The organism is Nocardioides panaciterrulae (genome assembly GCF_013409645.1).
Classification (GTDB): domain Bacteria; phylum Actinomycetota; class Actinomycetes; order Propionibacteriales; family Nocardioidaceae; genus Nocardioides; species Nocardioides panaciterrulae.
The window spans coordinates 966902-992944 of the sequence record NZ_JACCBG010000001.1; the positions used below are offsets into that span (position 1 = coordinate 966902).

The window sequence follows — 26043 nt, forward strand, 5'->3', positions numbered from 1 at the left end:
GTCGGCGGCGTCGGCCTCGCTCTTGAACGAGGTCGCGACGTCGATCAGGAACGGGAAGATGTAGACGACCGCGAGCAGCACCAGCACGGCGTACAGCACGAGCTCGGGCCCGCGGCCCGCCCGCCGGGCCGGCGCGCCACGACCGGACGCCTTCTTTGCGCCGGGCCGGACCCCGCCCAGGGCGAGGTCGGTCTCGGTGGCGCTCATGACCGGCCCCGCAGGATCGCCCGCTGTGCCAGCGTCATCACCACGATGATCGCGAACAGGATGAACGCGATCGCCGCGCCCTGGCCCCACTGCTGGTTCTCGAACGCGGTGTGGAAGGAGAGGTACGCCGGGGTCACGGTGGTCTTCGCGGGCCCGCCCTGGGTGCCGGTGTAGATCTGGTCGAAGACCTGCCAGGTCCCGATCAGGCCGAGGGTGAGCACCGTGAACATCGTCGGCCGCAGCAGCGGGAGCGTGAGATGGCGGAACCGCTGCCAGGCGTTGGCGCCGTCGACCATCCCGGCCTCGTCGATCTCGTCGCCGATGCTGCGCAGGGCCGCGATGAACAGCAGCATGAACGTGCCCGAGGTGGTGAAGGCCGCCAGCAGGATCAACGCCGACATGCCCACGGAGGGCCCGGCGAACCAGTCCCACCAGGTGACGCCGAGGAAGCCGTGCGAGACCAGCGCCGCCGGCGGCTGGTCCACGCCCACTGCTCCGAGCAGCAGGTGCAGCACGCCCCGCGGGTCGTTGAACCAGTTCGGTCCGTGCAGGCCGACCCAGCCGAGCACCCGGTTGACCGGTCCGGTGGTGCTGAAGAGGAACAGCCACAGCACCGTGATCGCGACCGCACTGGTCACCGAGGGGAAGTAGAACGCGGTCCGGAAGAAGCCCCGGAGCTTCAGGGCCCTGGCGTTGACCAGCACCGCCAGCGCCAGGGCCAGCACGGTCTGCAGCGGGACCACGATCAGGACGTAGTAGAAGTTGTTGCGCAGCGCCGTTCCGAAGTCACGCTCCGCCAGGCCGCCACCGGACAGGATCGCCCGGTAGTTGTCGAGCCCGACGAAGCCGACGTCGGAGGAGAACGGGCTGCCGTGCCCGTGCCAGTCCGACACGCTGACCCACGCGGCCATCACCACGGGGAAGGCGAGGAACAGGCCGAGCACGACGACGGCCGGCGCCACGAAGAGCCAGCCGTCGATCGTGCGGCCGCGGAGGATCGTGCTCACTGGTCGGAGTCGAGGGCGGCCTGGAGCTCGTCCTGCACCGTGGACAGGATCTGCTTCGGGTCGCTGCTCTTGAGGGTCTCGAGCTGGGCGTTGAAGTCGGAGATCACGTCGGCCGCGCCCTGCTCCGAGGGCGGGTTCTGGGCGTAGTCGGCCCCCTTGATGAACGGGGCGAGCTGCGGCTCCTCGGCGGCGTACTTGCTGGCGGCCGACTCCAGCGACGGGATCACGCCGAAGGCCTTCGCGAACTTGAGCTGCTGGTCCTCGCTGGTCAGCGACTCGACGAGCTTGACCGCGTCGGCCTTGTCGCCGCTGTCCTGGGCCACGCCCCAGCAGTTGGTGAAGGCGAGCGTCCCCGGCCCGGCCGGTCCCTTCGGGAGCTCGGCGACGGTGTAGTCGACGTCCGGGTAGTCGTTGGTCATCGCGCCGGCGATCCAGTTGCCCTCGATCGTCATCGCGGCCAGCTGCTTGCCGAACGCCTCGCCGCCCCAGCCGGTGCCGAGGTCGGAGGAGTACTTCGCGACGCCCTCCTTGAGGAGCTTCTGGACGTACTCCAGCGCCTGCAGGTTCGGGGGGCTGTCCACGGTCGCCTGGGTGCCGGCCTCGTTGGTCATCGAGCCGCCCGCCTGCGGGAAGAACGCGCCGACGCGGGCGTACTCCGGGCTGAACGTCAGGCCGACGACCTTGCCGTTCGTGAGCTTCTTGGCCACGGCGTCGAGCTGGTCCCAGGTGGTGGGGATGTCGGCGTCGGTGAGCCCCGCCTGCTTCCACAGCTTGGTGTTGATGACCAGGGCGAGCGTCGAGAAGTCCTTGGGGGCGCAGTAGAACGTGTCGCCGACGGTGAACGCGTCGACGAGGTTCGGGAAGAACTGGTCCTTGTTGGAGAGCTGGTCGCCGTAGGCGTAGAGGGAGCCGTTCGCGGCGTAGCCGGCGAGGTTGTCGGTGGAGACGTAGAAGACGTCCGGCGGGTTGTTGCTGGCGAAGCCCTGGCTGAGCTGCTGGGCCAGGTCGGAGGCGACGGTGACCTTGGCCTTGACGCCGCTGGACTTCGACCAGGCGGCGACCGCGTCGGTGACCGCCTGGGTCTCGGCGTCGCCGGAGGAGCCGATCAGCACGGAGACCTGGCCGTCGCTCTTGGCCGACGAGCTGTCGTTGAAGCCCGAGCCGCCGCAGGCGCTCAGCGCCAGCGCACCGACGGCGGTGAGGGAGAGCAGGGACAGGGTGCGGCGGTGGTTCATCGGGTCTCCTTCGTGGGGGTGGCGTCTTGCGCGGTTGCGCCGCGCAGGCTCGACTCGCGGATGACGAGCTCCGGACGGAGCAGCGTCTGCCGGCGGGACGGGGTGCCGCCGAGGATCTCCTCGACGGTGGCGATCAGGTCGTGGGCGACCTGCTCGAGGGGCTGGTGCAGGCTGGTCAGGCCCGGGGTCGTGAGGGCGGCGGCGGGGGAGTTGTCGAAGCCGGTGACGGCCACGTCGGCGCCGGCCCGCAGCCCGCGCTCGGACAGTGCCCGCAAGGCACCCAGGGCGATGGTGTCGGAGGCGCAGATCAGCGCGGTCGCGGGATCCGGCGCGTCGAGGAGGCGATGGGTGGCGGCCCGGCCGGCGGCGAAGTCGTCGGGCACCTCGGCGTGCCGGACGGTGTCCAGGCCGAGGTCCGTGCAGGCGTCCCGCCACCCCGCCCGCCGGTCGCGGCCGGTCTCGGAGGAGAGCGGCCAGCCCACGTGGGCGATCCTGCGATGGCCCTGGGCGGCGACGTGCTCGGTGGCCGCCCGGATGCCGGCCCGGCCGTCGACGTCGACCCAGGCCAGGTCCTCGTCGCCGTCCCAGGACCGGCCGAAGGCGGCCACCGGGACGCCCCAGCGTCGCAGCGCCTCCACCCGGCCGTCCCCGGCATGGGTGCTGGTCAGGACGAAGGCGTCCACGGACGTGGTGTCGAGCAGTTCGCGGTACGCCGCGATCTCGCCCGCCTCGTCGTCGGACTGGCAGAGGATCAGGTGGCAGCCGGCGGCTCCCGCGGACTCGGCCAGCGCGTGCAGGAACTGGTCGAGCAGCAGCGCGGCCCGGTCGCCGCGCGAGGCCTCCACCTTCACCCCGATCAGCCGCGAGCGCTGGTTGCGCAGCGCCCGGGCCGAGCGGTTCGGCCGGTAGCCGAGCTCGGTGACCGCGGCCAGGATCCGGTCCCGGGTGGCGGGTGCCACCCGGGCGGGGTTGTTCAGCGCGTTCGACACCGACTGCGCGGAGACGCCGACGTGCCGGGCCACGTCCTCGAGGGTCACGTGGCCGTGGGGGTGCGGGCCGCGGGCGGAGGCCTGGACGGTCTCGTCCTCGGTCATCGGAGCCCCTTCCCGGCCTTGCGCACGGATGGATGTTTAGCGTTAAAATCTCGTCCTGTGACGGACATTACCCAGCCCGATCGGCCCACCACAAGCCCCCGGCTGCAGCCGCTGCTGCACGACCTGTCCTCCTGTGTCGCAGCGCCGGGCCTGGTCCTGGCCTCGGCCGACGGGCAGGTGCGGCCCGGCGGGGTGAGCGGCTGGTACGCCGGTGACCTGCGCCTGCTCGACCGGCTGGAGGTGTCCGTCGACGGGTCCGCGCTGGAGCTCGTCCGCGCCGACACCGCCGGCGCGGAGCGCCACGAGTTCACCCACGTGGCGCGGTCCCTGGGGGACCGCATCCCCGACCCGACGGTGACCGTCGACCACTGCCGCGAGCTCGACGCCGACTCCCTGGTGGAGACCTTCACGGTCACCTCGGCGGCCCAGGAGCCCGTCGAGATCGTGCTGCACGTCGACCTCGGCAGCGATCTGGCGCCGATGTCGGAGGTGAAGCAGGGGGCAGTGCCCCCGCGTGCCGCCGCCCGGCCGGTCCCGGGCGGCCTCGCCTGGCGCTCCGAGCACGGCGGCTGCGAGGTCGTCGCCGAGCCGGGCGCCGAGGTGGACCCCGGCGGCCGGTTCACCTGGCGGGCCGGGCTCGCCCGGGGCGAGACGCTGCGGGTGCGGCTGCTGGCCCGGACCGACCAGCAGGGCCCGTTCGGCCCGGGGCGTCCGGCACCGTGGAGCGCCCGCGTGGACGCCGAGGACACGCGGGTGCGGCGTACCGCCTCCCAGAGCCTGGCCGACCTCGCGGGCCTGCTGCTCGCCGACGGCGGCGACCGGTTCCTGGCCGCGGGCAGCCCCTGGTTCCTCACGCTCTTCGGCCGTGACTCGTTGTGGGCCGCCCGGATGCTCGTGCCGTTCGACAGCGGCCTCGCGCTCTCCACGCTGCGCACGCTCGCGCGTCGGCAGGGCAGCGCGGAGGACCCGGCCACCGAGGAGCAGCCGGGCAAGATCCTGCACGAGGTCCGCGGCGGCGACCTCGACCTGGGCGACCAGGTGCTGCCGCCGGTCTACTACGGGAGCGTGGATGCGACGCCGCTCTTCGTCTGCACGCTCGCCGAGGCGTGGCGCTGGGGTGCCGACGAGGCCGAGGTGCGCGCGCTGCTGCCCGCCGCTCGGGCCTGCCTGGGCTGGATGCTGGCGCAGTCGCGCGAGTCCGGCTGGCTCCGCTACGTCGACCACACCGGCCGCGGCCTGTCGAACCAGGGCTGGAAGGACAGCCACGACTCCGTGCAGTTCGCCGACGGCCGGCTCGCGGACCCGCCGATCGCGCTGAGCGAGGTCCAGGCCTACGCCTACGAGGCCGCGGTCCAGGGCGTCGCGCTGCTGGAGGCGTTCGGCGAGGAGCCGGTGGCGGGGCTCGCGGAGTGGGCGGCGGCGCTGCGCAAGCGGTTCGACCTGGAGTTCTGGGTGGACACCGACGAGGGCGGTCACGTCGCGATCGCCCTCGACCGGGACGGGCGCCGGGTGGACTCGGTGACCTCGAACCTCGGCCACCTGCTCGGCACCGGCGTGCTGGAGCCCGGCCGCGCGGACCGCGTCGCCGCGGTGCTCGCGGATCCGCGGCTGGCCTCCGGGTTCGGGCTGCGCACCTTGTCCGCCGACTCCCCACGCTTCTCGCGGCTCTCCTACCACGGGGGCACCGTCTGGCCGCACGACACCGCGGTCGCGGTCCGGGGCCTGGCCGCCGAGGGGCGCCGGGAGGAGGCCGCCCGCCTGGCCGAAGGCGTCTTCGCCGCCGCCGAGGGCGTGGCCTACCGGTTGCCGGAGCTGTACGGCGGGGACGCGGCCGCCGACGTGTCCTTCCCGGCTGCCTACCCGGCGGCCTGCCGGCCCCAGGCCTGGTCCGCGGCGGCCCCGCTCGCCGCCCTCGTCGCGGTGGCCGGCGTGAGCGCCGACGCGGCGACCGGCACGATCCAGCACCCGAGACGGACGTCGACCGCGCTGGGCGCGTTCAGCGTCCGCGGCCTCCGGGTCGGCGACCGGCCCTTCGACGTGCACGTCGACCGGGAGGGCAACGTCCGCCTGGACCTGCCCGCGGACAGCGACCTCGAGGTGCGCGTCACGGAATAGCGCGTCGGGCCGTCCGGGTTGGACACTGGGAGCGCTGCGCACGCCGTCAGCCCGCCCTGCCACCCAACAGGAAGTCCACCCTTCCGTCATGACGACGACCGCGCCCGACCCGACCGGAGCCACCGGCACCCGGCACGTCACCTTCGCCGTGCTCGCGCTCGCGATGGGCGGCTTCACCATCGGCACGACCGAGTTCGTCACGATGGGGCTGCTGCCGCAGGTGGCCGACGGCGTCGGCGTGTCGATCCCGCAGGCCGGGCACCTGATCTCGGCGTACGCCCTGGGCGTCGTGGTCGGTGCCCCCGTGCTCGCGTTCTTCGGGGCCCGCTGGCCGCGCCGCGGGCTGCTGCTCGCGCTGATGGCGGCCTACGCGCTGTTCAACGCGCTCAGCGCCCTCGCCACGGGCTACCACGTGTTGATGGTCGCCCGGTTCCTCGACGGCCTGCCGCACGGCGCCTACTTCGGGGTCGCCTCGCTGGTGGCCGCGAGCCTGGCCGCCCCGGGGCGCAAGGGCCGGGCCGTGGCCATGGTGATGCTGGGGCTCTCGGTCGCCAACGTCGTCGGCGTCCCGGCCGCGACCTGGCTGGGCCAGAGCGTCGGCTGGCGTTCGGCCTACGTGAGTGTCGCGGTGCTCGCCCTCGTCACGGCGGTGCTGGTGCTGGCCTACGTGCCCGCGCACCCGCCCGAGCCGGGCGCCGACGGCCGCAGCGAGCTGCGCGCGTTCTCCAGCCTGCAGGTCTGGCTCACGCTGCTCGCGGGCGCGATCGGGTTCGGCGGCATGTTCGCGGTCTACTCCTACATCGCCCCCACGCTGACCCACGTCGGTGGCCTGCCGCAGGCGGCGGTGCCGGTCTTCCTGCTGTCCTTCGGCCTCGGCATGGTGGTCGGGACCTGGGTGGCGGGGGCGCTGGCCGACTGGTCGGTGTTCCGCTCGCTGCTGGGCTCGGCCCTCGGCTCGGCGCTGGTCATGCTGCTGTTCTTCCTCGCGGCCCCGCACGGCTGGTGGGCCCTGCCGGTGGTCTTCCTGATCACCGCGCTGGGGTCGGTGCTCGTGGTCAACCTGCAGCTGCGGTTGATGGACGTCGCCGGCGAGGCCCAGACCCTCGGCGCCGCGATGAACCACGCCTCGCTCAACGTCGCCAACGCGCTCGGCGCCTGGCTCGGCGGCGTGGTCATCGCCGCCGGCTACGGCTACCGCTCCCCGGCGCTCGTGGGCGCGGGGCTCTCGACCGCGGGGATCGCGGTCCTCGTCTGGTCGGCGCTGGCTCACCGCCGGGCGGCGGCGTACTCCCCGGCCAGCAGGTCGTAGAGCGCGACGTCGGCGTACCCGTCGCGGACGACGGTCCCCAGCCGCTCGATGCCGGTGAATCGGAAGCCGTTGTGCTCGATCACCCGGCGCGAGGCCAGGTTGTCGGTCGCCGCGAAGAGCTTGACCCGGTTCACCTTCAGCTCCTCGAACGCGTGCCGGACCACCTCGGCGACCGCGCGCGTGGTCACCCGGCGGCCGCGCGCGGCCGGGTGCGCCCAGTAGCCGACCTCGAGCTCGACGCCCGGCGTCCAGTCGAAGACGCTGACCGAGGCCAGCGCCAGGTCGTCGGTGGGGTCCACCACGGCCCACCCCATCGCCTCGCCGCGGGCGCGACGTTCGGTGCTGTGCTCGAGCCACCAGCGCGCCGAGCCCTCGTCGTACGGCGAGGGCAGGTCGCCCAGCCAGCGCTGCGTCTCGGCGTCGGAGCAGGCCTCGACGATGCGTGGCACGTCGGCCTCGCGCCAGGGCCGCAGCCGCAGGCCGTCGGCCTCCAGGACCGGCACCGTCAGCCAGGTGGTCCGCGGCGCGCGCGGGTCGTCGCGCAGCAGCGTGCCCACCCAGGCGTCGCGGAGCTCGCCGCGCTGCGGCAGCCAGCTGCGCAGCGTGCCCTCGAAGGAGAAGCCGAGCCGCCACGCCACCTTGCGGGAGGCCCAGTTGCCCTTGTTCGCGCGCCAGACGACCGTGTGCAGCCCGCGCTCGGCGAACCCCCACTCCAGCAGCAGCCGCAGCGCCCGCTCCATCGCGCCGCTGCCGCGGACCCACGGGTGAGAGCCGTAGGCGATCTCGGCGCGGTCGTGGCCCTCGTTGCGCAGCGAGATCGTGCCGGCGTACCTCCCCGCGACCTCGACGGCGAAACCCCACTCGGAGTCGTCGGCCCAGCCCTGGGGCATCACCTCGGTGACGAACCTGCGGGAGTCCTCGAGCGTGTTGTCCAGCGGCACCGTCGTCCACCGCCGGGACAGCGGGTCCAGGCACTGCTCGTAGGAGCCCTCGGCGTCGCTGTCGCGATGGCCGCGGATCGTGACGGTCCCGTCGGTCAGGGTGGGCGCGGCGGTCATGCGCGGATCCTCTCGTGGGCTCGGCCGGGCGCTCTCTCCGAGGCCAGCAGGTCGTAGGCGGCCAGGTCGACGACCTGCCCGTCGCCGGTGCGGGCGGCCCGGCGACGCACGCCGGCCGGCCGGAACCCGAGGGCCTCCAGCACCCTGCGGGAGGCGGTGTTGGGGACCGAGGCGTAGGCCGCCAGCCGGTCCAGGCCGAGGGTGGTGAAGGCGTGGTCGGCGGCCACCCCGGCCGCGCGCGTGGTCAGCCCGCGGCCCCGGCCCTCGGGGTGGGTCCAGTAGCCGAGCTCGGCCTCCTCCGTCAGCCGGTAGAGACCGACGACCCCCAGCAGCCGGTCGTCGTCGGGGGTGCAGAACCCCCAGGTGATCGTGTGGGCGGTGGCCAGCCGCTCTCGGACCTTCTCGAGGTACTCGCGGCCCTCGTGCGCGCCCGGGTCGCGGGGCATGAACGCCAGCCAGTGCTGGACCTCCGCGTCTCCGAGCCCCTCGACGATCCGCGGCACGTCGGCCTCGCTGAACGGCCGCAGCCGCACCCCGTCGCCGTCCACCACCGGGTTCTCCAGCCAGGTCGTCCGTGGCTCCCGGGGGTCCTCGGCCAGCAGCGTGCCGACCCAGGCGTCGCGCAGCTCGCCACGCTGCGGCTGCCAGCGGCGCACCAGCCCGTCGTAGGAGAAGCCGACCCGCCAGGCCAGCCGGCGCGAGGCCCAGTTGCCGACATGGGCGTACCAGACCACCGTCCGCAGGCCCTGCTGGTCGAAGCCCCAGGCCAGCAGCAGGCGCAGCGCCCGCTCCATCGCCCCCCGGCCGCGCACCCACGGGTGCGACCCGTAGCCGATCTCGGCCCGGCCGCCGCCGAGGTCGCGCAGCCCGACCGTGCCGGCGAAGCGGCCCTCGACCTCGACCGCGAACGCCCACTCCGAGCCCGCCGCCCAGCCGGCGGGGACGATCCCCGAGACGAACTCGCGGGCATCGTCGTGGGTGTAGGGCGCCGGGACCACCGTCCACGCCTGCGACGCCGGGTCCTGCGACTGCGCGAGGACGCCGGGCAGGTCGCTGTCGCGGTGCGCGCGCAGCGTCACGGTGCCATCGGTGAGGGTGGGGGCCGTCGTCATGGCCGAACCCTGCCAAGGCCGGTCCGCCCGGGCAAACCGTTTGGCCCGAACGGGTCATGGACCGCAGCGGTGCGCGCGCACTCCAATGGAGTGACCTGTGTAATTCAAAACGGGGGAGACGAGGGGGTCCTGATGACCCAGCCCTACACCGGAACCACCATCCGACCCGGGGAGCCCGGCTATGACGAGGCGCGCCGGGTCTTCAACGGGCTGATCGACAGATCGCCGGAGCGGATCCTCAGACCACGTGACACCGACGAGGTGGCCGCGGCGGTCGAGTCGGCCGTCGGCGAGGGGCGGCCGGTCTCGGTGTACGGCGGGGGCCACGGCGTCACCGGCTCCGCCGTCGTCGACGGCGGCACCTGCCTCGACCTCCGCGCGCTCGACACGGTGGAGGTGTGGCCGCAGGAGCGACTGCTCAAGGTCGGTGGCGGCGCCCGCTGGGGCGCCGTGGACGCGGCCACCCAGGCCCACGGGCTCGCGGTCACGGGCGGTCGGGTCTCCACCACCGGCGTGGCCGGGCTCGCGCTCGGCTCGGGCAGCGGCTGGCTCGAGCGGCGCTGCGGGCTCACCTGCGACAACCTCGTGGAGGCCCGAGTGGTGACCGCCGACGGTCGCCGGGTGACCGCCTCCAGCGAGCAGAACCCCGACCTGTTCTGGGCGCTGCGCGGCGGCGGGGGCAACTTCGGCATCGTCACCGAGTTCATCTTCCGGCTGCACGAGATCGGCCCGATCGTGCTCGGCGGCATGCTGCTCTACCCGGGTACCCAGGCCGCCGACGTGATCACGACCTGGCGCGAGCTGGTCGACGGCGCCCCCGAGGAGCTCGGCTCGGCCGTCGCCCTGATCACCGCCCCGCCCGCGGACTTCGTGCCCGAGCCGGCCCGCGGCCACCCCGCCGTGGGCGTGGTGGTCTGCTGGACCGGCGACCTCGAGCGCGGCCGACGGCTGCTCGCGCCGCTGCGGGCGCTGGGCCCGGCCGCCGACCTGGTCCAGCCGATGCCGTACACCGCGGTCCAGCAGCTGCTGGACCAGGCCAACCCGCCGGGTCTGCACAACTACTGGAGCGCCGACTTCCTCACCGACCTGCCCGACCGCGCCGTGGAGACGCTGGTGGCCGAGGCCCAGCCCGCGCCCTCGCCCTTCACGCAGGTGATCCTGATGCACGGCGGCGGCGCGGTGGCCCGGGTGGGGGAGGAGGAGACCGCGTTCGGCCAGCGGCGCACGCCGTTCAACCTGCACTTCCTCGGGATGTGGCCGCCCGACCACGCCGAGGACGCCCGCAACATCGGCCACATCCGCGGCCTGGTCGCGGCGATGAAGCCGTGGGCGGCCGGCAACGCCTACCTGAACTTCATCGGTGACGAGGGCCTCACCCGCGTCGAGGCCGCCTTCGGGCCGGCGAAGTTCGGCCGGCTGCGGGCGATCAAGGAGGTCTGGGACCCCCACAACGTCTTCCGCCACAACCAGAACATCCCCCCGCTGCGCGAGCGGGGTCGGGTGGCGGAGACGCCGACGCCGGTCACGCTCACCTGACCGCCCCGGCCGAGCGCCGAGCCGATGCGCGGCCGGCGGCGGCGGTTTGGGAGAATGGGCCCATGCCCACCCCGACCGCCCCCGCCCGGCCGCGCGTGCTCTCCGGCATCCAGCCCACGGCCGACTCGTTCCACTTCGGCAACTACCTGGGGGCGCTGCGGCAGTGGGTGGACCTGCAGGAGGACCACCAGCCGTTCTTCTTCATCGCCGACCTGCACGCGATCACCGTCGAGCAGGACCCCAAGGTGCTGCGCGACCGGTGCCTGCGGGCGGCCGCCCAGCTGCTGGCGATGGGCATCGACCCGGAGCGCTCGGCGATCTTCATCCAGAGCCAGGTGCCGGCGCACGCCCAGCTCGGCTGGGTGCTGCAGTGCCTGACCGGCTTCGGCGAGGCCCGCCGGATGACCCAGTTCAAGGACAAGTCCGCCAAGGGCGGCGAGGGCTCGGCCAGCGTCGGGCTGTTCACCTACCCGGTGCTCCAAGCCGCCGACATCCTGCTCTACCGACCGCACTACGTGCCGGTGGGGGAGGACCAGCGCCAGCACCTCGAGCTGACCCGCGACCTGGCCCAGCGGTTCAACCACCGCTACAAGAAGACCTTCCGGCTGCCCGAGCCCTACATCCTCAAGGCGACGGCGAAGATCGCGGACCTGCAGGACCCGACCGCGAAGATGTCGAAGTCGGCGTCCTCGCCCGCCGGCATCGTCGAGATGCTCGACGAGCCGCGGGCCAGCGCCAAGAAGATCCGCTCCGCGGTCACCGACTCCGACACCGTCATCCGCTTCGACCCCGAGGAGAAGCCCGGGGTGAGCAACCTGCTCACGATCTACGCGGCGCTCACCGGCCGGTCCGTGGAGGCGCTGGAGGAGGACTACTCCGGGCGCGGGTACGGCGACCTGAAGAAGGAGCTCGCCGAGGTGGTAGTCGACTTCGTGACCCCGTTCCGTGAGCGGACGCTCGCGCTGCTCGAGGACCGCACCCACCTCACCGAGGTCCTGCGCCGCGGGGCGGACCTGGCGAACGAGGTCGCCGAGGCCACCCTGCGCGACGTCTACGAGCGCGTCGGCTTCGTCACGGCCGGCGAGTAGGGTCGGCACGGTACGAACGAGGAGGCACCCATGCCCACCATCGGCGTCGCGCTTGCCATCCCCGAGCCCTGGGCGAGCGAGCTCCAGGACTACCGCACCTCCATCGGCGACACCACCGCCACGATGATCCCCACCCACATCACGCTGGTCCCCCCGACCGAGATCGGCGAGGACGACGTCGTCGACGTCGAGAAGCACCTCGCCGAGGTGGCCGCCGACACCCGGCGGTTCGTCGTGCACCTGCGCGGCACGGGCACCTTCCGCCCGGTCTCACCGGTGGTGTTCGTGACGGTCGCGGAGGGCATCTCCTCCTGCGAGCAGCTCGCCAACGCCGTACGCCGGGGTCCGCTCGACGTGGACATCGCCTTCCCCTACCACCCGCACGTGACGGTGGCGCACCACCTCGACGACGCGGCCCTGGACCGCGCCTTCGAGGAGCTCGACGACTTCGAGTGCCGCTTCGACGTGGACCAGTTCCACCTCTACGTGCACGACGACCAGATCGGCTGGCAGCCGACCCGCGACTTCTCCCTCGCAACCCCCTGACGCTGCCGCCAACGACCCGAGGAGAGACATGAAGCTCGAGCGCCGGCACGGCTGGCTGTTGATGGCCCTGGCCGTCTGGAACGCCTTCATCTGGCTGACCTTCGCCAAGAACCTCTCCGCCGCGCACGCGGCCGGGCAGGACCGGCCCACCGGCTACTGGGTGGCCCACACGGTGCTGATCGTGGTCGACCTCGCGATCGCCGTGGCCCTCGCCTGGTGGAGCGTGCGCATCCTGCGCGCCCCGCGGTCCGCCGAGTCGGCGCAGGTTGACGCCGCGGAGCCGGCCGGCCGCCGCTGATTCGCCGCACGTCCCCGAAAATGCCGCCGAGTCGGCGCTGGTTGACGCCCGGAGGCGTCAACCTGCGCCGACTCGGCGATCAGAGGGGCGATCGGGGGTGGGTCAGAGACCGTGGCGCATCGCGGCGTGCAGGTCCCAGTTGAGGCGGGAGATCACGTCGAGCGGGATCTCCTTGGGGCAGGCCGCGGTGCACTCGCCGATGTTCGTGCAGCCGCCGAAGCCCTCGGCGTCGTGCTGGGCGACCATGTTGACGACACGGTTGTCGCGCTCGGGCTGGCCCTGGGGGAGCTCGCCGAGGTGGGTGACCTTCGCACCCATGAACAGCGACGCGGAGCCGTTGGGGCAGGCCGCCACGCAGGCGCCGCAGCCGATGCAGGTCGCGACGTTGAACGCCCGCATCGCGTCGTCGCGGGGGACCGGCACCGAGTGCGCCTCCGGCGCCGAACCGGTGTTGACCGAGATGTAGCCGCCGGCCTGGATGATCCGGTCGAAGGCGCCGCGGTCCACGCAGAGGTCCTTGATGACCGGGAACGCGTCCGAGCGCCAGGGCTCGATCACGATCTCGTCGCCGTCCTTGAACGAGCGCATGTGCAGCTGGCAGGTCGTCGTGACCTCCGGGCCGTGGGCCTGACCGTTGATCATCAGGCCGCACGTGCCGCAGATGCCCTCGCGGCAGTCGGAGTCGAAGGCGACCGGCTCCTCGCCCTTGGCGATCAGGTCCTCGTTGAGGACATCGAGCATCTCGAGGAACGACATGTCCCCGGAGACGCCGTCGATGTCGTAGGTGTGCATCGCACCCTGGGCGGTGGCGTTGGCCTGCCGCCAGATCTTGAGGGTCAGCTTCATGGTTCCCGCGCTCACTTGTAGCTCCGCTGCTTCATCTCGATGGCCGTGTAGACCAGGTCTTCCTTGTGCAGGATCGGCAGCTCGCCGTCACCGGCGAACTCCCATGCGGCCACGTAGGCGTAGCGGTCGTCGTGACGCAGCGCCTCGCCGTCCTCGGTCTGCGACTCCGCCCGGAAGTGGCCGCCGCAGGACTCGCGCCGGTTGAGCGCGTCGATGCACATCAGCTCGCCGAGCTCGAAGAAGTCGGCCACCCGGCCGGCCTTCTCCAAGGACTGGTTGAGCCCGTCGGCGGTGCCGAGCACCTTGACGTTGCGGTAGAAGTCGTCCTTCAGGGTGCGGATCAGGTCGATCGCCTTCTTCAGGCCGTCCTCGGTCCGCTCCATGCCGCAGTACTCCCACATGATGTTGCCGAGCTCCCGGTGGTAGGAGTCGACGCTGCGGGTGCCGTTGTTGTTCATGAAGTGGTCGATCCGGGACTCGACCGCCTGCCGCGCCTCCACGACCGCGGGGTGGTCCTCGGAGATCTTCTCGAACGGACCGCCCGCGAGGTAGTCGCGGATCGTGTGCGGCAGCACGAAGTAGCCGTCGGCCAGGCCCTGCATCAGCGCCGAGGCGCCGAGCCGGTTCGCGCCGTGGTCGGAGAAGTTCGCCTCGCCGGTCACGAACAGGCCGGGGATCGACGACTCCAGGTCGTAGTCGACCCACAGGCCGCCCATGACGTAGTGCACCGCGGGGTAGATCCGCATGGGGACCTGGTAGGGGTCCTCACCGGTGATCCGCTTGTACATGTCGAAGAGGTTGTCGTACTTCTCCTTGATGCCCTCGAGGCCCATGCGGCTGATGGCGTCGTTGAAGTCGAGGTAGACGCCGCGCCGGACGCCGTCGACCTCGGGGCCGACCCCGCGGCCCTCGTCGCAGACGTACTTCGCGGCGCGCGAGGCGATGTCGCGGGGGACCAGGTTGCCGTAGGAGGGGTAGATCCGCTCCAGGTAGTAGTCGCGGTCCTCCTCGGGGATCTCGCGCGGGTCCTTGGTGCAGTCGGACTGCTTCTTCGGGACCCAGATCCGGCCGTCGTTGCGCAGCGACTCCGACATCAGCGTCAGCTTCGACTGGTGGGAGCCGGAGACCGGGATGCAGGTCGGGTGGATCTGCGTGTAGCAGGGGTTGGCCATGTAGGCGCCCTTGCGGTGCGCACGCCACGAGGCCGTCACGTTGCAGCCCATCGCGTTGGTCGAGAGGTAGAAGACGTTGCCGAAGCCGCCGCTGGCCAGCACGACCACGTCGGCGAGGTGGGTCTCGATCTCGCCGGTGACCATGTCGCGGGCGATGATGCCGCGGGCCTTGCCGTCGACGACGACCAGCTCGAGCATCTCGTGCCGGGTGAAGGTCTCGACCGTGCCGGCGTGCACCTGCCGCTCCAGTGCTTGGTAGGCGCCGAGGAGCAGCTGCTGGCCGGTCTGGCCGCGGGCGTAGAACGTGCGGGAGACCTGGACGCCGCCGAAGGAGCGGTTGTCGAGCAGGCCGCCGTACTCCCGCGCGAACGGGACGCCCTGCGCGACGCACTGGTCGATGATGTTCACGCTGACCTCGGCCAGCCGGTAGACGTTGTCCTCCCGCGAGCGGTAGTCGCCACCCTTGACCGTGTCGTAGAAGAGGCGGTAGGCGGAGTCGCCGTCCTCCTTGTAGTTCTTCGCGGCGTTGATGCCGCCCTGCGCGGCGATCGAGTGCGCCCGGCGCGGGGAGTCCTGGTAGCAGAAGGACTTCACGTTGTAGCCGGCCTCGCCGAGCGTCGCCGCGGCGGAGGCGCCGGCCAGGCCGGTGCCGACGATGATGATCGAGAGCTTGCGCCGGTTGGCCGGGTTGACCAGGCGGGCGTCGAACTTGCGCTGGTTCCAGCGCTCGGCGATCGGCACGTCCCGGGGCGCTTTGGTGTCGGCGACCGGCTCGCCGGCGACGTAGTAGCCGGCGGCGTCGTCGTACTCGCCGGCGCTCTGCGCGTCCGCGCGGCCGTCGACGTCGGAGTGGAACTCCTGCTGGGGGTAGTCGTTCATCAGGTTCTGGCCGCCTTAGTTGATGACGCCCGCGAGGACGAAGATCGGGACGAGGGAGAAGCCGCCGGCGATCACCACGGCGAGGATGACGCCGAGGCCGTTGGCGTTGCGGCGGGCGCGGGCGTTGTTGGTCATGCCGAGCGTCTGCGCGGCGCTCCAGACGCCGTGGCGGATGTGCAGCCCGAGCGCCGCCATCGCCAGCAGGTAGATCAGCGTGAGCCACCAGGTCTGGAAGGAGTCGACCAGCAGGTTGTAGGGGTCGTTGGTCGGCCCGCCCTGCACGTTGACCTTGCCGACGGTGAAGTTCAGCAGGTGCCAGATGATGAACACCAGCAGCGTCAGGCCGCCCCAGCGCATGAAGCGCGAGGCGAACGTCGAGCTCTGGTTCTTCTTCACCTGGTACTTCACCGAGCGGGCGTGGTTGGCCCGGCGCCACAGCTTCGCGGCCGCGTAGACGTGCACGACGACCGAGACGATCAGCACGGCACGGATCACCCACAGCAGCCCCGACCGCGGCAGCATCGGCTCGCCGATGGTGCGCAGGTGCGCGGCGTACTCGTTGTAGGCGTCGTGGCCGGCGAAGGCCTTGAGGTTGCCGTACATGTGCAGCAGCACGAACAGGATGAAGATGAGCCCGCTCACTGCCATCAGGAGCTTGAGGGCGATGGTCGAGCGCGTCGAGCGCGCTCCCTTGACGAGGGTCGTGGTTGCCACGAGACGTCACGGTACCGCGCACAGTTCCCGCGCCGGACCTGAGGGGAGTGTGAGATAGGTCCGGTTACCGGTCGGTTTCGTTCAGGCTTCGCTCAGTTGCGGTGTGGCCTCTTTCACATCGCGCCCCGAGTGTGCAGACTCGGGCCCAGACCCAGCACGGGACCTGCGGAGGTGGCCATGGCGTCGACGGAGGCACAGCGACCGGCAGCGAGCCAGGGCGCCGGCGCGCCCGGCGCACCGGGAGGGGTCGACGGGCCGACCCGGGCCCGGATCGGTGCCCGGACCCTGCGATCGGACCGGTGGTGGGCCTACCCGCTGGCCACGTTCGTCGTCTTCCTGGCGTTCATCGTCTACGCCACGGTCCGGGCCTTCGCCAACAGCCACTTCTACGCGGCGCCCTACCTCTCGCCGTTCTACTCGCCCTGCCTCACCGACTCCTGCGAGCAGGCCGGCGCGGCCGACTTCGGCACGCCGTTCGGCTGGTGGAGCCTCTCGCCGGCGCTGCTGATCCTGATCTTTCCGCTGGGCTTCCGGCTCAGCTGCTACTACTACCGCAAGGCCTACTACCGGGCGTTCTGGCTCTCCCCGCCGGCGTGCGCGGTGGCCGAGCCGCACCGCACCTACACCGGGGAGACCCGCTTCCCGCTGATCCTGCAGAACGCCCACCGGTGGTTCTGGTACGCCGCGGTGCTGGTCGCGCTGGTGCTGACCTGGGACGTGGTGCTGGCCTTCCGCGACGAGCACGGCGACTGGGGCCACATGGGCCTCGGCACGCTGCTGATGCTCGCCAACGTGGTGCTGATCTGGCTCTACACGCTCTCGTGCCACTCCTGCCGGCACATCACCGGTGGCCGGTTGCGGCACTTCTCCAAGCACCCGGTGCGCTACCGGATGTGGACCTTCGTGTCCCGGTTGAACGCCGACCACGGCCGCTACGCGTGGTACTCGCTGTTCTCGGTGGCCCTGGTCGACCTCTACATCTACCTGCTCGCCACGAACGTCTTCGACGACCCGCGCTTCTTCTAGGAACAGAGCCTTTGCGATGACACGCCATGACATGACCGGCAACGAGATGTCGGCCGCCGAGCCCGGCGGTCTCGAGCGCCACTCCTACGACGTGGTCGTCGTGGGCGCGGGCGGCGCGGGGCTGCGCGCGGCGATCGCCGCCCACGACGCCGGCGCCCGGACCGCCATCGTCTGCAAGTCGCTGCTCGGCAAGGCCCACACGGTGATGGCCGAGGGGGGCATCGCCGCGGCGATGGGCAACCGGTGGCCGGAGGACAACTGGCAGGTGCACTTCCGCGACACCATGCGCGGCGGCAAGATGCTCAACAACTGGCGGATGGCCCAGCTGCACGCCCAGGAGGCGCCCGAGCGGGTGCTGGAGCTCGAGGACTGGGGCGCGCTGTTCGACCGCACCGAGGACGGGCTGATCTCCCAGCGCGACTTCGGCGGCCACCGCTACGCGCGGCTGGCGCACGTGGGGGACCGCACCGGCCTCGAGATGATCCGGACCCTCCAGCAGCGTGCGGTCGCGCTCGGCATCGACGTGTTCATGGAGTGCACGGTGACCGAGCTGCTCAAGGACGTCTCCGGGTCGACGACCGGCCGGGTCTCCGGCGCGTTCGCCTACTGGCGCGAGACCGGCCGGTTCGTCGTCTTCGAGGCGCCGGCGGTGGTGCTGGCCACCGGCGGCATCGGCAAGTCGTTCAGGGTGACCTCGAACTCCTGGGAGTACACCGGCGACGGCCACGCGCTCGCGCTGCGGGCCGGCGCGAGCCTGGTGAACATGGAGTTCGTGCAGTTCCACCCCACCGGCATGGTGTGGCCGCCGTCGGTGAAGGGGCTGCTGGTCACCGAGTCGGTGCGCGGCGACGGCGGGATCCTCAAGAACTCCGAGGGCAAGCGGTTCATGTTCGACTACATCCCGGAGTTCTTCAAGGCGGAGACGGCCGACAACGAGGCGGAGGCCGACCGCTGGTACGAGGACAAGAAGAACAACCGCCGACCGCCCGAGCTGCTGCCCCGAGACGAGGTGGCCCGCGCGATCAACTCCGAGATCAAGGCCGGCCGGGGGTCACCGCACGGCGGCATCTACCTCGACATCGCCTCCCGCCGCAGCCCGGAGTTCATCCGCAAGCGGCTGCCCTCGATGTACCACCAGTTCAAGGAGCTGGCCGACGTCGACATCACCGCCGAGGCGATGGAGATCGGCCCCACCTGCCACTACGTGATGGGCGGGATCGAGGTCGACGCGGACACCGAGCTGTCGGCGATCGAGGGGCTGTACGCCGTGGGCGAGTGCTCGGGCGGGATGCACGGGTCCAACCGGCTCGGCGGCAACTCGCTGTCCGACCTGCTGGTCTTCGGGCGCCGGGCGGGGGAGAGCGCGGCGTCGTACTCCCACGGCCTGGGCGGCGGCCGCCCGGCGGTGAGCGAGGCCGACGTCAAGATCGCCCAGGCGACTGCGCTGGCGCCGTTCGAGATGGAGGGCGGCGCCGAGAACCCGTACGCCATCCAGCAGGACCTGCAGCAGACGATGAACGACCTGGTCGGCATCATCCGGACCGCGCCGGAGCTGCAGCGGTCGCTGGAGGAGATCGAGCGGCTCAAGGAGCGGGCCCGCCACCTGGTGGTCGAGGGGCACCGCCAGTACAACCCCGGCTGGCACCTCGCGCTGGACCTGCGCAACATGCTGCTGGTCTCGGAGTGCATCGCGAAGGCCGCCCTCGAGCGCCAGGAGTCGCGGGGTGGGCACACCCGCGACGACTTCCCGCAGGCCGACCCGGACTGGGGCACGAAGAACCTGGTGCTCCGCATCGACGCCGAGGGGACCGGCGTCGACCTTAGTCACCAGCCGCTGCCCGTCATGCCCGACGAGCTGAAGTCGCTGTTCGAGTAGGGGATGGTCATGGGATACGAGCTGAAGATGCGGATCTGGCGCGGCGACCGGTCCGGTGGTGACCTCGGCGACTACGCCGTCGAGGTCTCCGAGGGCGAGGTGGTCCTCGACGCCATCCACCGGGTCCAGGCCACCCAGGCCGGCGACCTCGCCGTGCGCTGGAACTGCAAGGCCGGCAAGTGCGGCTCGTGCAGCGCCGAGGTCAACGGCCGGCCGGCGCTGATGTGCATGACCCGGCTCTCCGACTTCGACCCGGCCGAGACGATCACGGTCACGCCGATGCGGACCTTCCCGGTGATCCGCGACCTGGTCACCGACGTGTCGTTCAACTACGAGAAGGCCCGCGAGCTCCCGTCGTTCGCCCCGCCGCCGCGCGACGCCGACGGCAAGCGGCGGATGGCCCAGGTCGACGTCGAGCGCGGCCAGGAGTTCCGCAAGTGCATCGAGTGCTTCCTGTGCCAGAACACCTGCCACGTCGTGCGTGACCACGAGGAGAACAAGCCGGCCTTCGCCGGCCCGCGCTTCTTCCTGCGCTACGCCGAGCTCGACATGCACCCCCTCGACACCCACGACCGGCGCCAGCTCGCTCAGGGGGCGGCCGGGCTCGGGATGTGCAACATCACCAAGTGCTGCACCGAGGTGTGTCCGGAGAACATCAAGATCACGGACAACGCGATCATCCCGATGAAGGAGCGGGTGGCGGACCGGAAGTTCGACCCGCTGGTCTGGCTCGGGAACAGGATCGGCATCCGCAACAAGGACAACGACGGGCGCACCGAGGTCTGACGAGCGCCGCCGGACGGGCCCGGCGGCTCAGCAGGGTCCGGCCTCGACGTTCGTGCAGGTGTCCTCGCCCGCGCCGACGTCGACGGTGTCGGCGCCCGCCCCGCCGTCGACCCGGTCGTCGCTGGCGTCGTCGCGGCCCACCGTCAACGTGTCGTCACCGCCGCGCAGGTCCGCGGTCAGCCCGGGGGCGGAGTAGACGATCCGGTCCGGTCCGTCGCTGCCGTGCAACGTGAGCGGCACGAACGCGTTGAGGTCGTAGGCCTCGAACAGCCCGATCCGGGCGCGCTTCTGCCCCTGCCTCAGCAGGCCGCCGGCCAGGTCGGCCAGCGCCGAGGTGTCCTCGGTGGGGTTGCCGAAGATGACGTCCAGCTGGTCGTGGCCGTCGCCGCCGGAGGCGCGGTCGTCGTCCCGGATCCAGTCGACGTGCATCACGTCGTCGCCCGGGCCGCCCCGCAGGTCGGCGGGGTGCGGGTCCGCCGGGCCCGCGAAGCTGTAGAACAGCTCGTCGCCGGACCCGCCGACGAGCGTGTCGCCTCCCGAGTGGGTCGCGAACTCGTCGTCACCCGGCCCGCCGTACATCCGGTCGGTGCCGGAGCCGCCCCCCGAGTCGTCCGAGGTCCTGTCGTCCCCCTCCCGGCCGCGGAAGACGTCGTCCCCGCGGCCCAGGCTGCCCTGGTCGTCACCGGTGGTGCCGAGCACCCGGTCGTCGTGGGCGGTGGCCTCGAACCACACGAACCCGGGGTGGGCGACGATCGTGTCGTGTCCGTCGCCGGTGGCCCGTCCCGCCTGGAGGTCGAGGTGGACGCCGTGCGCGGACCCGGCGAAGCTGACGGTGTCGCGCTCGACGTGGTGCCCGAGCGCGGGGTCGGCCTGGCCGGGGTCGAACCCGAGGTCGATGAGGTCGTCGCCGGGGCCCCCGTTGATGGTGTCGCCCACGGCGATCGGCGAGTCCGGGTCGGCGTGGTAGCCGGTGCGGTCGTGCCCGCCGTACAACCGGTCGTCGCCGCGTCCGCCGACGAGGAGGTCCTTGTCGCCCAGGGCACACACCACGTCGTCGCCGCCCCGGGCGTGGATGACGTCGGGTCCCTGGGTGCCGACGATGACGTCGTCACCGCGCGTCCCGGTGATCCGCCGGCCGTGCGCGTGGTCGTGCCCGACGATCGTCGCGCGCTTGCCGTGGCACGTCGGTACGGCGGCTGCGGCGCCCTCCGACAGCGCCGGCACCACGGAGACGGTGGCGATCGCCGCCAGGACGGCGATGGCTGGGCGTGCGTGAGTGAACATCTGAGCCCCCTGTGACGCAAGTCACTCTAGAGCGGGCTCGTCCCGGCGTCCACCCGGGACGGTGGGGAGGACGGGACCAACGACCGCCCCGCAGTGGCGGCGGAACGGTGCATCATGAGCCATGGATGACGTGCCTCCCGAGGTCGGATCGCTGCGAACCCTGATCGTCAGGCTCACCATCGGCTCCTTCTCCCTGGCCGCCCTGCTCGGCGTGGTCGCGCTGCTCGGCGGCGGGGCCTTCGGGTCGATCGAGGGGCGGATCCTGCTGACCACGCTGCTGGTCGGCGTGGTCAGCGTGGCCGTGCTCTGCCACCTGCTGAGCGTCGGCACCCGCTACCGGGCGGTCGGCATCGCGGGGATCGTCGCGGCGCTGGTGCCGCTGGTCAGCGGGCTCTTCCTGGTCTGGTACGACTACGAGAACGACGTGCCCGCGGCGCTCGGCCGCACCTTCGGGGTCGGTGCGACCGTCGCGGTCACGCTCGCCCAGGCCAGCCTGCTGCTCGCGGTCGGCGCGGCCGCCGGCCCGGTCGTACGCCGGATCCTGTTCACGACCCTCGCGCTGGCCGCCGTGCTCGCGCTCCAGGTGTCCGCGCTGATCCTCGGCCAGGAGCCGCACGCCCCCTACCTGCGCCTGATGGGCGTGGTCGCGATCCTCGACGTGCTGGGCACGGTCGTGGTGGCGGCCCTCGCCCGCTTCGGTGCCGCCGGCCGGGCCCCGCGGCCGGTGCCGGTGCGGACCACGGTGGCGCTGCCGCCGGACCTGCTGGCCCGGGCCCGCGAGCGGGCGGACGCCACCGGCCGGTCGACCGGGGAGGTCGTGGCCGCGGCGGTGGAGTCCTACCTCACCGACAGCCGGGTCCCCTGACCCGGGGATCGAAAAGGTCACACCCGCTGGAACCAGCTCGCCGACGCCTCCTAGTGTTCGCTTCATGACTGTCTCCGGCCCGCTCGAGGAGCCCACCGAGCTGGAGCCCGACCAGGGCACGCTCGGCCTCGCCGACCCCGCGGACCGTTGGTCCGTCACCGACTGGGAGGCGGCCGCGGCCGCCGTGCTGCGCAAGGCGAAGCGGCTCGGCGAGGACGAGCCCGACGCCCTGGTCCAGGAGCGGCTGACCCGCACCACGCTCGACGGCATCGACATCGCCCCGCTCGGGACCCCCGCGTCCGTGGAGGGACTGGCGACGCACGGCCGTCCTACCCGCGCCGGCGAGTGGGACATCCGGTCGCGGGTGGTCGCCGGCCGCGGCCGCACCGCCAACGAGGAGGCGCTGGTCGACCTCGACGGCGGCGTCAGCTCCCTCTGGCTCGAGGCGAGCCCCGGTGACGACCTCGGGCAGGTGCTCGAGGGCGTCCTGCTGGACCTCGCCCCGGTCGTGCTCGACGCCCGCGACGGCGCGCTCGAGGTCGCCCGGGCGTTCCTGGCACACGCTGCCGGTCGCGAGCTGCACCCCGGCACCAACCTCGGGGTCGGCGCCGAGGCGGCGGACGACGAGCTGGTCGCGGTCGCCGGGCTGGCGCGGGAGGCCGGGGTGCTCGGCGTGGTCGTCGACGCCACCACCGTCCACGACCGGGGCGCCTCCGACGTCCAGGAGCTCGCGCACTCGATGGCCCTGGGGGCCCGGGCGCTGCGGGTGCTCACCGGGTCCGGGCTCTCGGTCGAGGAGGCGGCCCGACTCCTGGAGTTCCGCTACGCCGCCACCGACGAGCAGTTCACGACGATCGCCAAGCTGCGGGCCGCCCGCCGGCTGTGGGCGCGCGTCCTGGAGCTCAGCGAGGCCTCCTTCCAGGAGACCGAGGGCTGGACACAGCGCCAGCACGCCGTCACCAGCCGGCCGATGATGAGCAGGTACGACCCCTGGGTGAACATGCTGCGCACCACGGTCGCGGCGTTCGCGGCCGGGGTCGGGGGCGCCGACGCGGTCACCGTGCTGCCGTTCGACACGCCGCTGGGCGTGCCCGACGCGTTCGGGCGGCGGATCGCGCGCAACACCTCCGCGCTGCTCATCTCCGAGTCGCACGTCGCCCGCGTGAGCGACCCGGCCGGCGGCGCCTACGCCGTCGAGAGGCTGACCGACGACCTAGCCCGCGCCGGCTGGGAGCTGTTCGGCCGGCTCGAGGACGCGGCCGACCCCCGGCGGCTGCTCGACGAGGCGATCGCCGACGTCGCGGCCCGGCGCGAGCGGGAGGTGGCCACCCGCAAGCGGCCGCTGACCGGCCTCACCGAGTTCCCGAACCTCGCCGAGACGCTCCCCGAGCGTGAGCCGGACCCGGCGGCGCGCGAGGTCCGGCGCTGGGGCGCCAGCTTCGAGGCGCTGCGCGACGAGCCGGCGACCCAGCACGTCTTCCTCGCCACCCTCGGCCCGGTCGCGGCGCACACCGCCCGCGCGACCTTCGCCACCAACCTGTTCGCCGCCGGGGGGATCGCGGTCGACGTCGCCGGGCCGACGAAGGACACCGGCGAGCTGGTCGCGGCGTACGCCGGGCAGCCGGTCGTCTGCCTCGCCGGCAGCGACCCGGCCTACGCCGAGTGGGGGGCGCAGGCCGCGGCCGCCCTGCGCGAGGCGGGCGCCACCCACGTGATCATCGCGGGCAGGCCGGTGGACTACGCCGACGCGTCGTGCGCGACGGGCGTCGACGCCCTGGACTTCCTGACCCGGACGAGGAGCAAGCTGGCATGAGCGTTCCGAAGAGCTTCAGCGGCCTGCCGCTCGCCGGCAGTGCGAGCGGGTCGACGGGCGGCGCCGCCGGCGAGCCCTGGCTGTCCCCCGAGGGCATCGAGATCAAGCCGACGTACTCCGAGGCCGACGTGGCGGGCCTCGACGCGCTCGACACGCTGCCGGGCCTGAGCCCGTTCCTGCGCGGGCCCTACCCGACGATGTACACCACCCAGCCGTGGACCATCCGGCAGTACGCCGGGTTCTCGACGGCCGAGCAGTCCAACGCGTTCTACCGGCGCAACCTGGCCGCGGGCCAGAAGGGCCTCAGCGTGGCCTTCGACCTGGCCACGCACCGCGGCTACGACTCCGACCACCCGCGGGTGCGCGGCGACGTCGGCATGGCCGGCGTGGCGATCGACTCGATCTATGACGCGCGCACGCTCTTCGACGGCATCCCGCTGGACCAGATGTCGGTGAGCATGACCATGAACGGCGCGGTGCTGCCGATCATGGCGCTCTACATCGCCGCCGCCGAGGAGCAGGGGGTGAAGCCGGAGCAGCTCGCGGGGACCATCCAGAACGACATCCTCAAGGAGTTCATGGTCCGCAACACCTACATCTACCCGCCGGCCCCGAGCATGCGGATCATCTCCGACATCTTCCGCTACACCGCCGAGCGGATGCCGCGCTTCAACTCGATCTCGATCTCCGGCTACCACATCCAGGAGGCCGGGGCGACGGCCGACCTGGAGCTGGCCTACACCTTGGCCGACGGCGTGGAGTACCTCCGCGCCGGCCTCGACGCCGGCCTCGACATCGACCGGTTCGCGCCGCGGCTGTCGTTCTTCTGGGCGATCGGCATGAACTTCTTCATGGAGGTCGCCAAGATGCGCGCGGCCCGGGCGCTGTGGGCGCGGCTGGTGCGCGAGTTCGACCCGCAGAACCCCAAGTCCCTGAGCCTGCGCACCCACAGCCAGACCAGCGGCTGGTCGCTCACCGCGCAGGACGTCTTCAACAACGTCCAGCGCACCTGCATCGAGGCGATGGCCGCCACCCAGGGGCACACCCAGTCGCTGCACACCAACGCCCTCGACGAGGCGATCGCGCTGCCGACCGACTTCTCGGCCCGCATCGCCCGCAACACCCAGCTGCTGCTCCAGCAGGAGAGCGGCACGACCGGCACCATCGACCCCTGGGGCGGCTCCTACTACGTCGAGCGGCTCACCCACGACCTCGCCGAGCGCGCGTGGGCGCACATCCAGGAGGCCGAGCGCGCCGGCGGCATGGCCAAGGCCATCGAGCAGGGCATCCCGAAGATGCGCATCGAGGAGGCCGCCGCCCGCACCCAGGCCCGGATCGACTCCGGTGCCCAGAAGGTCATCGGCGTCAACACCTACCGCCTCGCCGCGGAGACTGGCGCCGATTCTCTGGGCATCGACGTGCTCCGGGTCGACAACGACGACGTCTACCGCCAGCAGCTCGCCAAGCTCGAGCGGCTGCGCGCCGAGCGGGACGCCGACGAGGTGCGCCGTACCCTCGAGGCGCTCACCAACGCGGCCGACCGGGGCCCCGGCGACGCGGCGGGAGGCAACCTGCTCGAGCTGGCCGTCGACGCGGCCCGCGCCAAGGCGACGGTCGGGGAGATCTCCGAGGCGCTCGAGAAGGTCTACGGCCGCCACCAGGCGGTGATCCGTACGATCAGCGGCGTGTTCAGGGACGAGGCCGCGTCGGCCGGCGGCGAGCTCGTGCAGCAGGTCGTCGAGGCCACCGAGGAGTTCGAGGAGGCCGAGGGCCGCCGCCCCCGCATCCTGGTCGCCAAGATGGGCCAGGACGGGCACGACCGCGGCCAGAAGGTCGTGGTCAGCGCCTTCGCCGACATGGGCTTCGACGTCGACGTGGGGCCGCTGTTCTCCACCCCGGAGGAGGTCGCCCAGCAGGCCGTCGACGCCGACGTGCACATCGTCGGGGTCTCGTCGCTGGCCGCCGGCCACCTGGCCCTCTTGCCGGCGCTGAAGCAGGCGCTGGAGGACCAGGGCCGTCCGGACATCATGGTGGTCATCGGCGGCGTCATCCCGCCCGACGACGTCCCCGCGCTGCGGGAGATGGGCGCGGCCGCGGTCTTCCTCCCGGGCACCGTGATCGCCCAGTCGGCCCTCGACCTGCTGGCCCGGCTGCGCGAGCAGCTCGGGCACTGACGC

21 protein-coding genes are annotated in these 26043 nt (G+C 72.3%); 12 read left to right on the forward strand and 9 right to left on the reverse strand.

From position 1 onward, the window contains the following. Positions 1-203: 203 nt before the first annotated feature. From BJZ21_RS04540 to BJZ21_RS04550, 3 genes are read right to left on the reverse strand one after another with little or no spacing between them, the layout of a single operon-like run. Complete coding sequence (locus tag BJZ21_RS04540) at positions 204-1214, reverse strand: ABC transporter permease subunit (RefSeq protein ID WP_218851300.1); 1011 nt, start codon at positions 1212-1214, stop codon at positions 204-206. After that, entirely contained in the window at positions 1211-2449 is a 1239-nt protein-coding gene (locus BJZ21_RS04545; protein ID WP_179662661.1) for a sugar ABC transporter substrate-binding protein, read from the reverse strand. The genes BJZ21_RS04540 and BJZ21_RS04545 overlap by 4 nt, the downstream gene beginning before the upstream one ends. Then, entirely contained in the window at positions 2446-3543 is a 1098-nt protein-coding gene (locus BJZ21_RS04550; RefSeq protein WP_179662662.1) for a LacI family DNA-binding transcriptional regulator, read from the reverse strand. The genes BJZ21_RS04545 and BJZ21_RS04550 overlap by 4 nt, the downstream gene beginning before the upstream one ends. A 57-nt stretch (positions 3544-3600) precedes the next feature. Here BJZ21_RS04550 and BJZ21_RS04555 point away from each other — a divergent pair, with 57 nt between their 5' ends. Further along, complete coding sequence (locus BJZ21_RS04555) at positions 3601-5658, forward strand: glycogen debranching N-terminal domain-containing protein (RefSeq protein ID WP_179662663.1); 2058 nt, start codon at positions 3601-3603, stop codon at positions 5656-5658. A gap of 88 nt (positions 5659-5746) precedes the next feature. Then, positions 5747-6967 carry an MFS transporter gene (locus BJZ21_RS04560; protein ID WP_179662664.1) on the forward strand — a complete coding sequence of 407 codons (1221 nt, stop codon included), beginning with the start codon at positions 5747-5749 and terminating at the stop codon, positions 6965-6967. On the opposite strand, the gene BJZ21_RS04565 is transcribed toward BJZ21_RS04560, so the two are convergent. Together BJZ21_RS04565 and BJZ21_RS04570 are read right to left on the reverse strand one after the other, a co-directional pair. Beyond that, positions 6925-8025, reverse strand: a complete 1101-nt coding sequence (locus BJZ21_RS04565) for a GNAT family N-acetyltransferase (RefSeq protein ID WP_179662665.1) — start codon at positions 8023-8025, stop codon at positions 6925-6927. The genes BJZ21_RS04560 and BJZ21_RS04565 overlap by 43 nt on opposite strands. Beyond that, positions 8022-9137 (reverse strand): GNAT family N-acetyltransferase, encoded by a 1116-nt coding sequence (locus tag BJZ21_RS04570; protein ID WP_179662666.1) that lies wholly within the window; start codon positions 9135-9137, stop codon positions 8022-8024. The genes BJZ21_RS04565 and BJZ21_RS04570 overlap by 4 nt, the downstream gene beginning before the upstream one ends. A 132-nt stretch (positions 9138-9269) precedes the next feature. On the opposite strand from BJZ21_RS04570, the gene BJZ21_RS04575 reads away from it, so the two are divergent. The 4 genes from BJZ21_RS04575 (at position 9270) to BJZ21_RS04590 (ending at position 12605) form a co-directional block, all read left to right on the forward strand. Further along, positions 9270-10673, forward strand: a complete 1404-nt coding sequence (locus tag BJZ21_RS04575) for an FAD-binding oxidoreductase (RefSeq protein WP_179662667.1) — start codon at positions 9270-9272, stop codon at positions 10671-10673. Positions 10674-10735: 62 nt separating this feature from the next. Continuing rightward, positions 10736-11761: a tryptophan--tRNA ligase gene (trpS, locus tag BJZ21_RS04580; RefSeq protein ID WP_179662668.1), complete on the forward strand. Its 1026-nt coding sequence runs from the start codon at positions 10736-10738 to the stop codon at positions 11759-11761. Positions 11762-11791: 30 nt separating this feature from the next. Then, positions 11792-12307, forward strand: coding sequence for a 2'-5' RNA ligase family protein (locus tag BJZ21_RS04585; protein WP_179662669.1), 516 nt, complete (start codon positions 11792-11794; stop codon positions 12305-12307). A 28-nt stretch (positions 12308-12335) separates the two neighbouring features. Continuing rightward, positions 12336-12605 carry an SCO4848 family membrane protein gene (locus tag BJZ21_RS04590; RefSeq protein ID WP_179662670.1) on the forward strand — a complete coding sequence of 90 codons (270 nt, stop codon included), beginning with the start codon at positions 12336-12338 and terminating at the stop codon, positions 12603-12605. A 102-nt stretch (positions 12606-12707) separates the two neighbouring features. Here BJZ21_RS04590 and BJZ21_RS04595 read toward each other — a convergent pair whose 3' ends face one another. From BJZ21_RS04595 to BJZ21_RS04605, 3 genes are read right to left on the reverse strand one after another with little or no spacing between them, the layout of a single operon-like run. After that, positions 12708-13451, reverse strand: a complete 744-nt coding sequence (locus tag BJZ21_RS04595) for a succinate dehydrogenase/fumarate reductase iron-sulfur subunit (RefSeq protein WP_179662671.1) — start codon at positions 13449-13451, stop codon at positions 12708-12710. Positions 13452-13462: 11 nt separating this feature from the next. After that, positions 13463-15502 (reverse strand): fumarate reductase/succinate dehydrogenase flavoprotein subunit, encoded by a 2040-nt coding sequence (locus tag BJZ21_RS04600; RefSeq protein WP_179662672.1) that lies wholly within the window; start codon positions 15500-15502, stop codon positions 13463-13465. Positions 15503-15517: 15 nt separating this feature from the next. After that, entirely contained in the window at positions 15518-16216 is a 699-nt protein-coding gene (locus BJZ21_RS04605; protein WP_179662673.1) for a succinate dehydrogenase/fumarate reductase transmembrane subunit, read from the reverse strand. A 177-nt stretch (positions 16217-16393) separates the two neighbouring features. Between BJZ21_RS04605 and BJZ21_RS04610 the strand changes: the two genes are divergently transcribed. Genes BJZ21_RS04610 through BJZ21_RS04620 form a run of 3 tightly spaced genes read left to right on the forward strand, consistent with a single transcriptional unit; the run spans position 16394 to position 19904 of the window. Then, on the forward strand, positions 16394-17242 hold the full coding sequence (locus BJZ21_RS04610; RefSeq protein ID WP_179662674.1) for a hypothetical protein: 849 nt from the start codon (positions 16394-16396) through the stop codon (positions 17240-17242). 16 nt (positions 17243-17258) lie between these two features. Continuing rightward, complete coding sequence (locus BJZ21_RS04615) at positions 17259-19118, forward strand: fumarate reductase/succinate dehydrogenase flavoprotein subunit (protein ID WP_246298451.1); 1860 nt, start codon at positions 17259-17261, stop codon at positions 19116-19118. Positions 19119-19127: 9 nt separating this feature from the next. Further along, entirely contained in the window at positions 19128-19904 is a 777-nt protein-coding gene (locus tag BJZ21_RS04620; protein ID WP_179662675.1) for a succinate dehydrogenase/fumarate reductase iron-sulfur subunit, read from the forward strand. 27 nt (positions 19905-19931) lie between these two features. Here the strand turns inward: BJZ21_RS04620 and BJZ21_RS04625 are convergent, their stop codons facing one another. Then, positions 19932-21188, reverse strand: coding sequence for a calcium-binding protein (locus tag BJZ21_RS04625; protein WP_179662676.1), 1257 nt, complete (start codon positions 21186-21188; stop codon positions 19932-19934). Positions 21189-21309: 121 nt separating this feature from the next. Here BJZ21_RS04625 and BJZ21_RS04630 point away from each other — a divergent pair, with 121 nt between their 5' ends. The 3 genes from BJZ21_RS04630 to scpA all read left to right on the forward strand — a co-directional run bounded on the left by BJZ21_RS04630 (position 21310) and on the right by scpA (position 26040). Next, positions 21310-22053: a ribbon-helix-helix domain-containing protein gene (locus tag BJZ21_RS04630; RefSeq protein WP_179662677.1), complete on the forward strand. Its 744-nt coding sequence runs from the start codon at positions 21310-21312 to the stop codon at positions 22051-22053. A 64-nt stretch (positions 22054-22117) separates the two neighbouring features. Further along, the gene (locus BJZ21_RS04635; RefSeq protein WP_179662678.1) at positions 22118-23866 is read left to right on the forward strand and encodes a methylmalonyl-CoA mutase family protein; all 1749 of its coding nucleotides are present in this window, start codon (positions 22118-22120) and stop codon (positions 23864-23866) included. Further along, a complete protein-coding gene (gene scpA / locus BJZ21_RS04640) occupies positions 23863-26040 on the forward strand; it encodes a methylmalonyl-CoA mutase (protein ID WP_179662679.1) in 2178 nt (725 codons plus the stop codon). The genes BJZ21_RS04635 and scpA overlap by 4 nt, the downstream gene beginning before the upstream one ends. The last annotated feature ends 3 nt before the right edge of the window (positions 26041-26043 follow it).

Coding starts and splice junctions, on each gene's coding strand:
- BJZ21_RS04595 (WP_179662671.1), bottom strand. CDS start 13,451: ATGAAGCTGACCCTCAAGATCTGGCGGCAGGCCAACGCCACCGCCCAG.
- BJZ21_RS04630 (WP_179662677.1), top strand. CDS start 21,310: ATGGATGACGTGCCTCCCGAGGTCGGATCGCTGCGAACCCTGATCGTC.
- BJZ21_RS04610 (WP_179662674.1), top strand. CDS start 16,394: ATGGCGTCGACGGAGGCACAGCGACCGGCAGCGAGCCAGGGCGCCGGC.
- BJZ21_RS04575 (WP_179662667.1), top strand. CDS start 9,270: ATGACCCAGCCCTACACCGGAACCACCATCCGACCCGGGGAGCCCGGC.
- trpS (WP_179662668.1), top strand. CDS start 10,736: ATGCCCACCCCGACCGCCCCCGCCCGGCCGCGCGTGCTCTCCGGCATC.
- BJZ21_RS04615 (WP_246298451.1), top strand. CDS start 17,259: ATGACACGCCATGACATGACCGGCAACGAGATGTCGGCCGCCGAGCCC.
- BJZ21_RS04565 (WP_179662665.1), bottom strand. CDS start 8,025: ATGACCGCCGCGCCCACCCTGACCGACGGGACCGTCACGATCCGCGGC.
- BJZ21_RS04620 (WP_179662675.1), top strand. CDS start 19,128: ATGGGATACGAGCTGAAGATGCGGATCTGGCGCGGCGACCGGTCCGGT.
- BJZ21_RS04545 (WP_179662661.1), bottom strand. CDS start 2,449: ATGAACCACCGCCGCACCCTGTCCCTGCTCTCCCTCACCGCCGTCGGT.
- BJZ21_RS04625 (WP_179662676.1), bottom strand. CDS start 21,188: ATGTTCACTCACGCACGCCCAGCCATCGCCGTCCTGGCGGCGATCGCC.
- BJZ21_RS04590 (WP_179662670.1), top strand. CDS start 12,336: ATGAAGCTCGAGCGCCGGCACGGCTGGCTGTTGATGGCCCTGGCCGTC.
- BJZ21_RS04560 (WP_179662664.1), top strand. CDS start 5,747: ATGACGACGACCGCGCCCGACCCGACCGGAGCCACCGGCACCCGGCAC.
- scpA (WP_179662679.1), top strand. CDS start 23,863: ATGAGCGTTCCGAAGAGCTTCAGCGGCCTGCCGCTCGCCGGCAGTGCG.
- BJZ21_RS04550 (WP_179662662.1), bottom strand. CDS start 3,543: ATGACCGAGGACGAGACCGTCCAGGCCTCCGCCCGCGGCCCGCACCCC.
- BJZ21_RS04585 (WP_179662669.1), top strand. CDS start 11,792: ATGCCCACCATCGGCGTCGCGCTTGCCATCCCCGAGCCCTGGGCGAGC.
- BJZ21_RS04570 (WP_179662666.1), bottom strand. CDS start 9,137: ATGACGACGGCCCCCACCCTCACCGATGGCACCGTGACGCTGCGCGCG.
- BJZ21_RS04635 (WP_179662678.1), top strand. CDS start 22,118: ATGACTGTCTCCGGCCCGCTCGAGGAGCCCACCGAGCTGGAGCCCGAC.
- BJZ21_RS04600 (WP_179662672.1), bottom strand. CDS start 15,502: ATGAACGACTACCCCCAGCAGGAGTTCCACTCCGACGTCGACGGCCGC.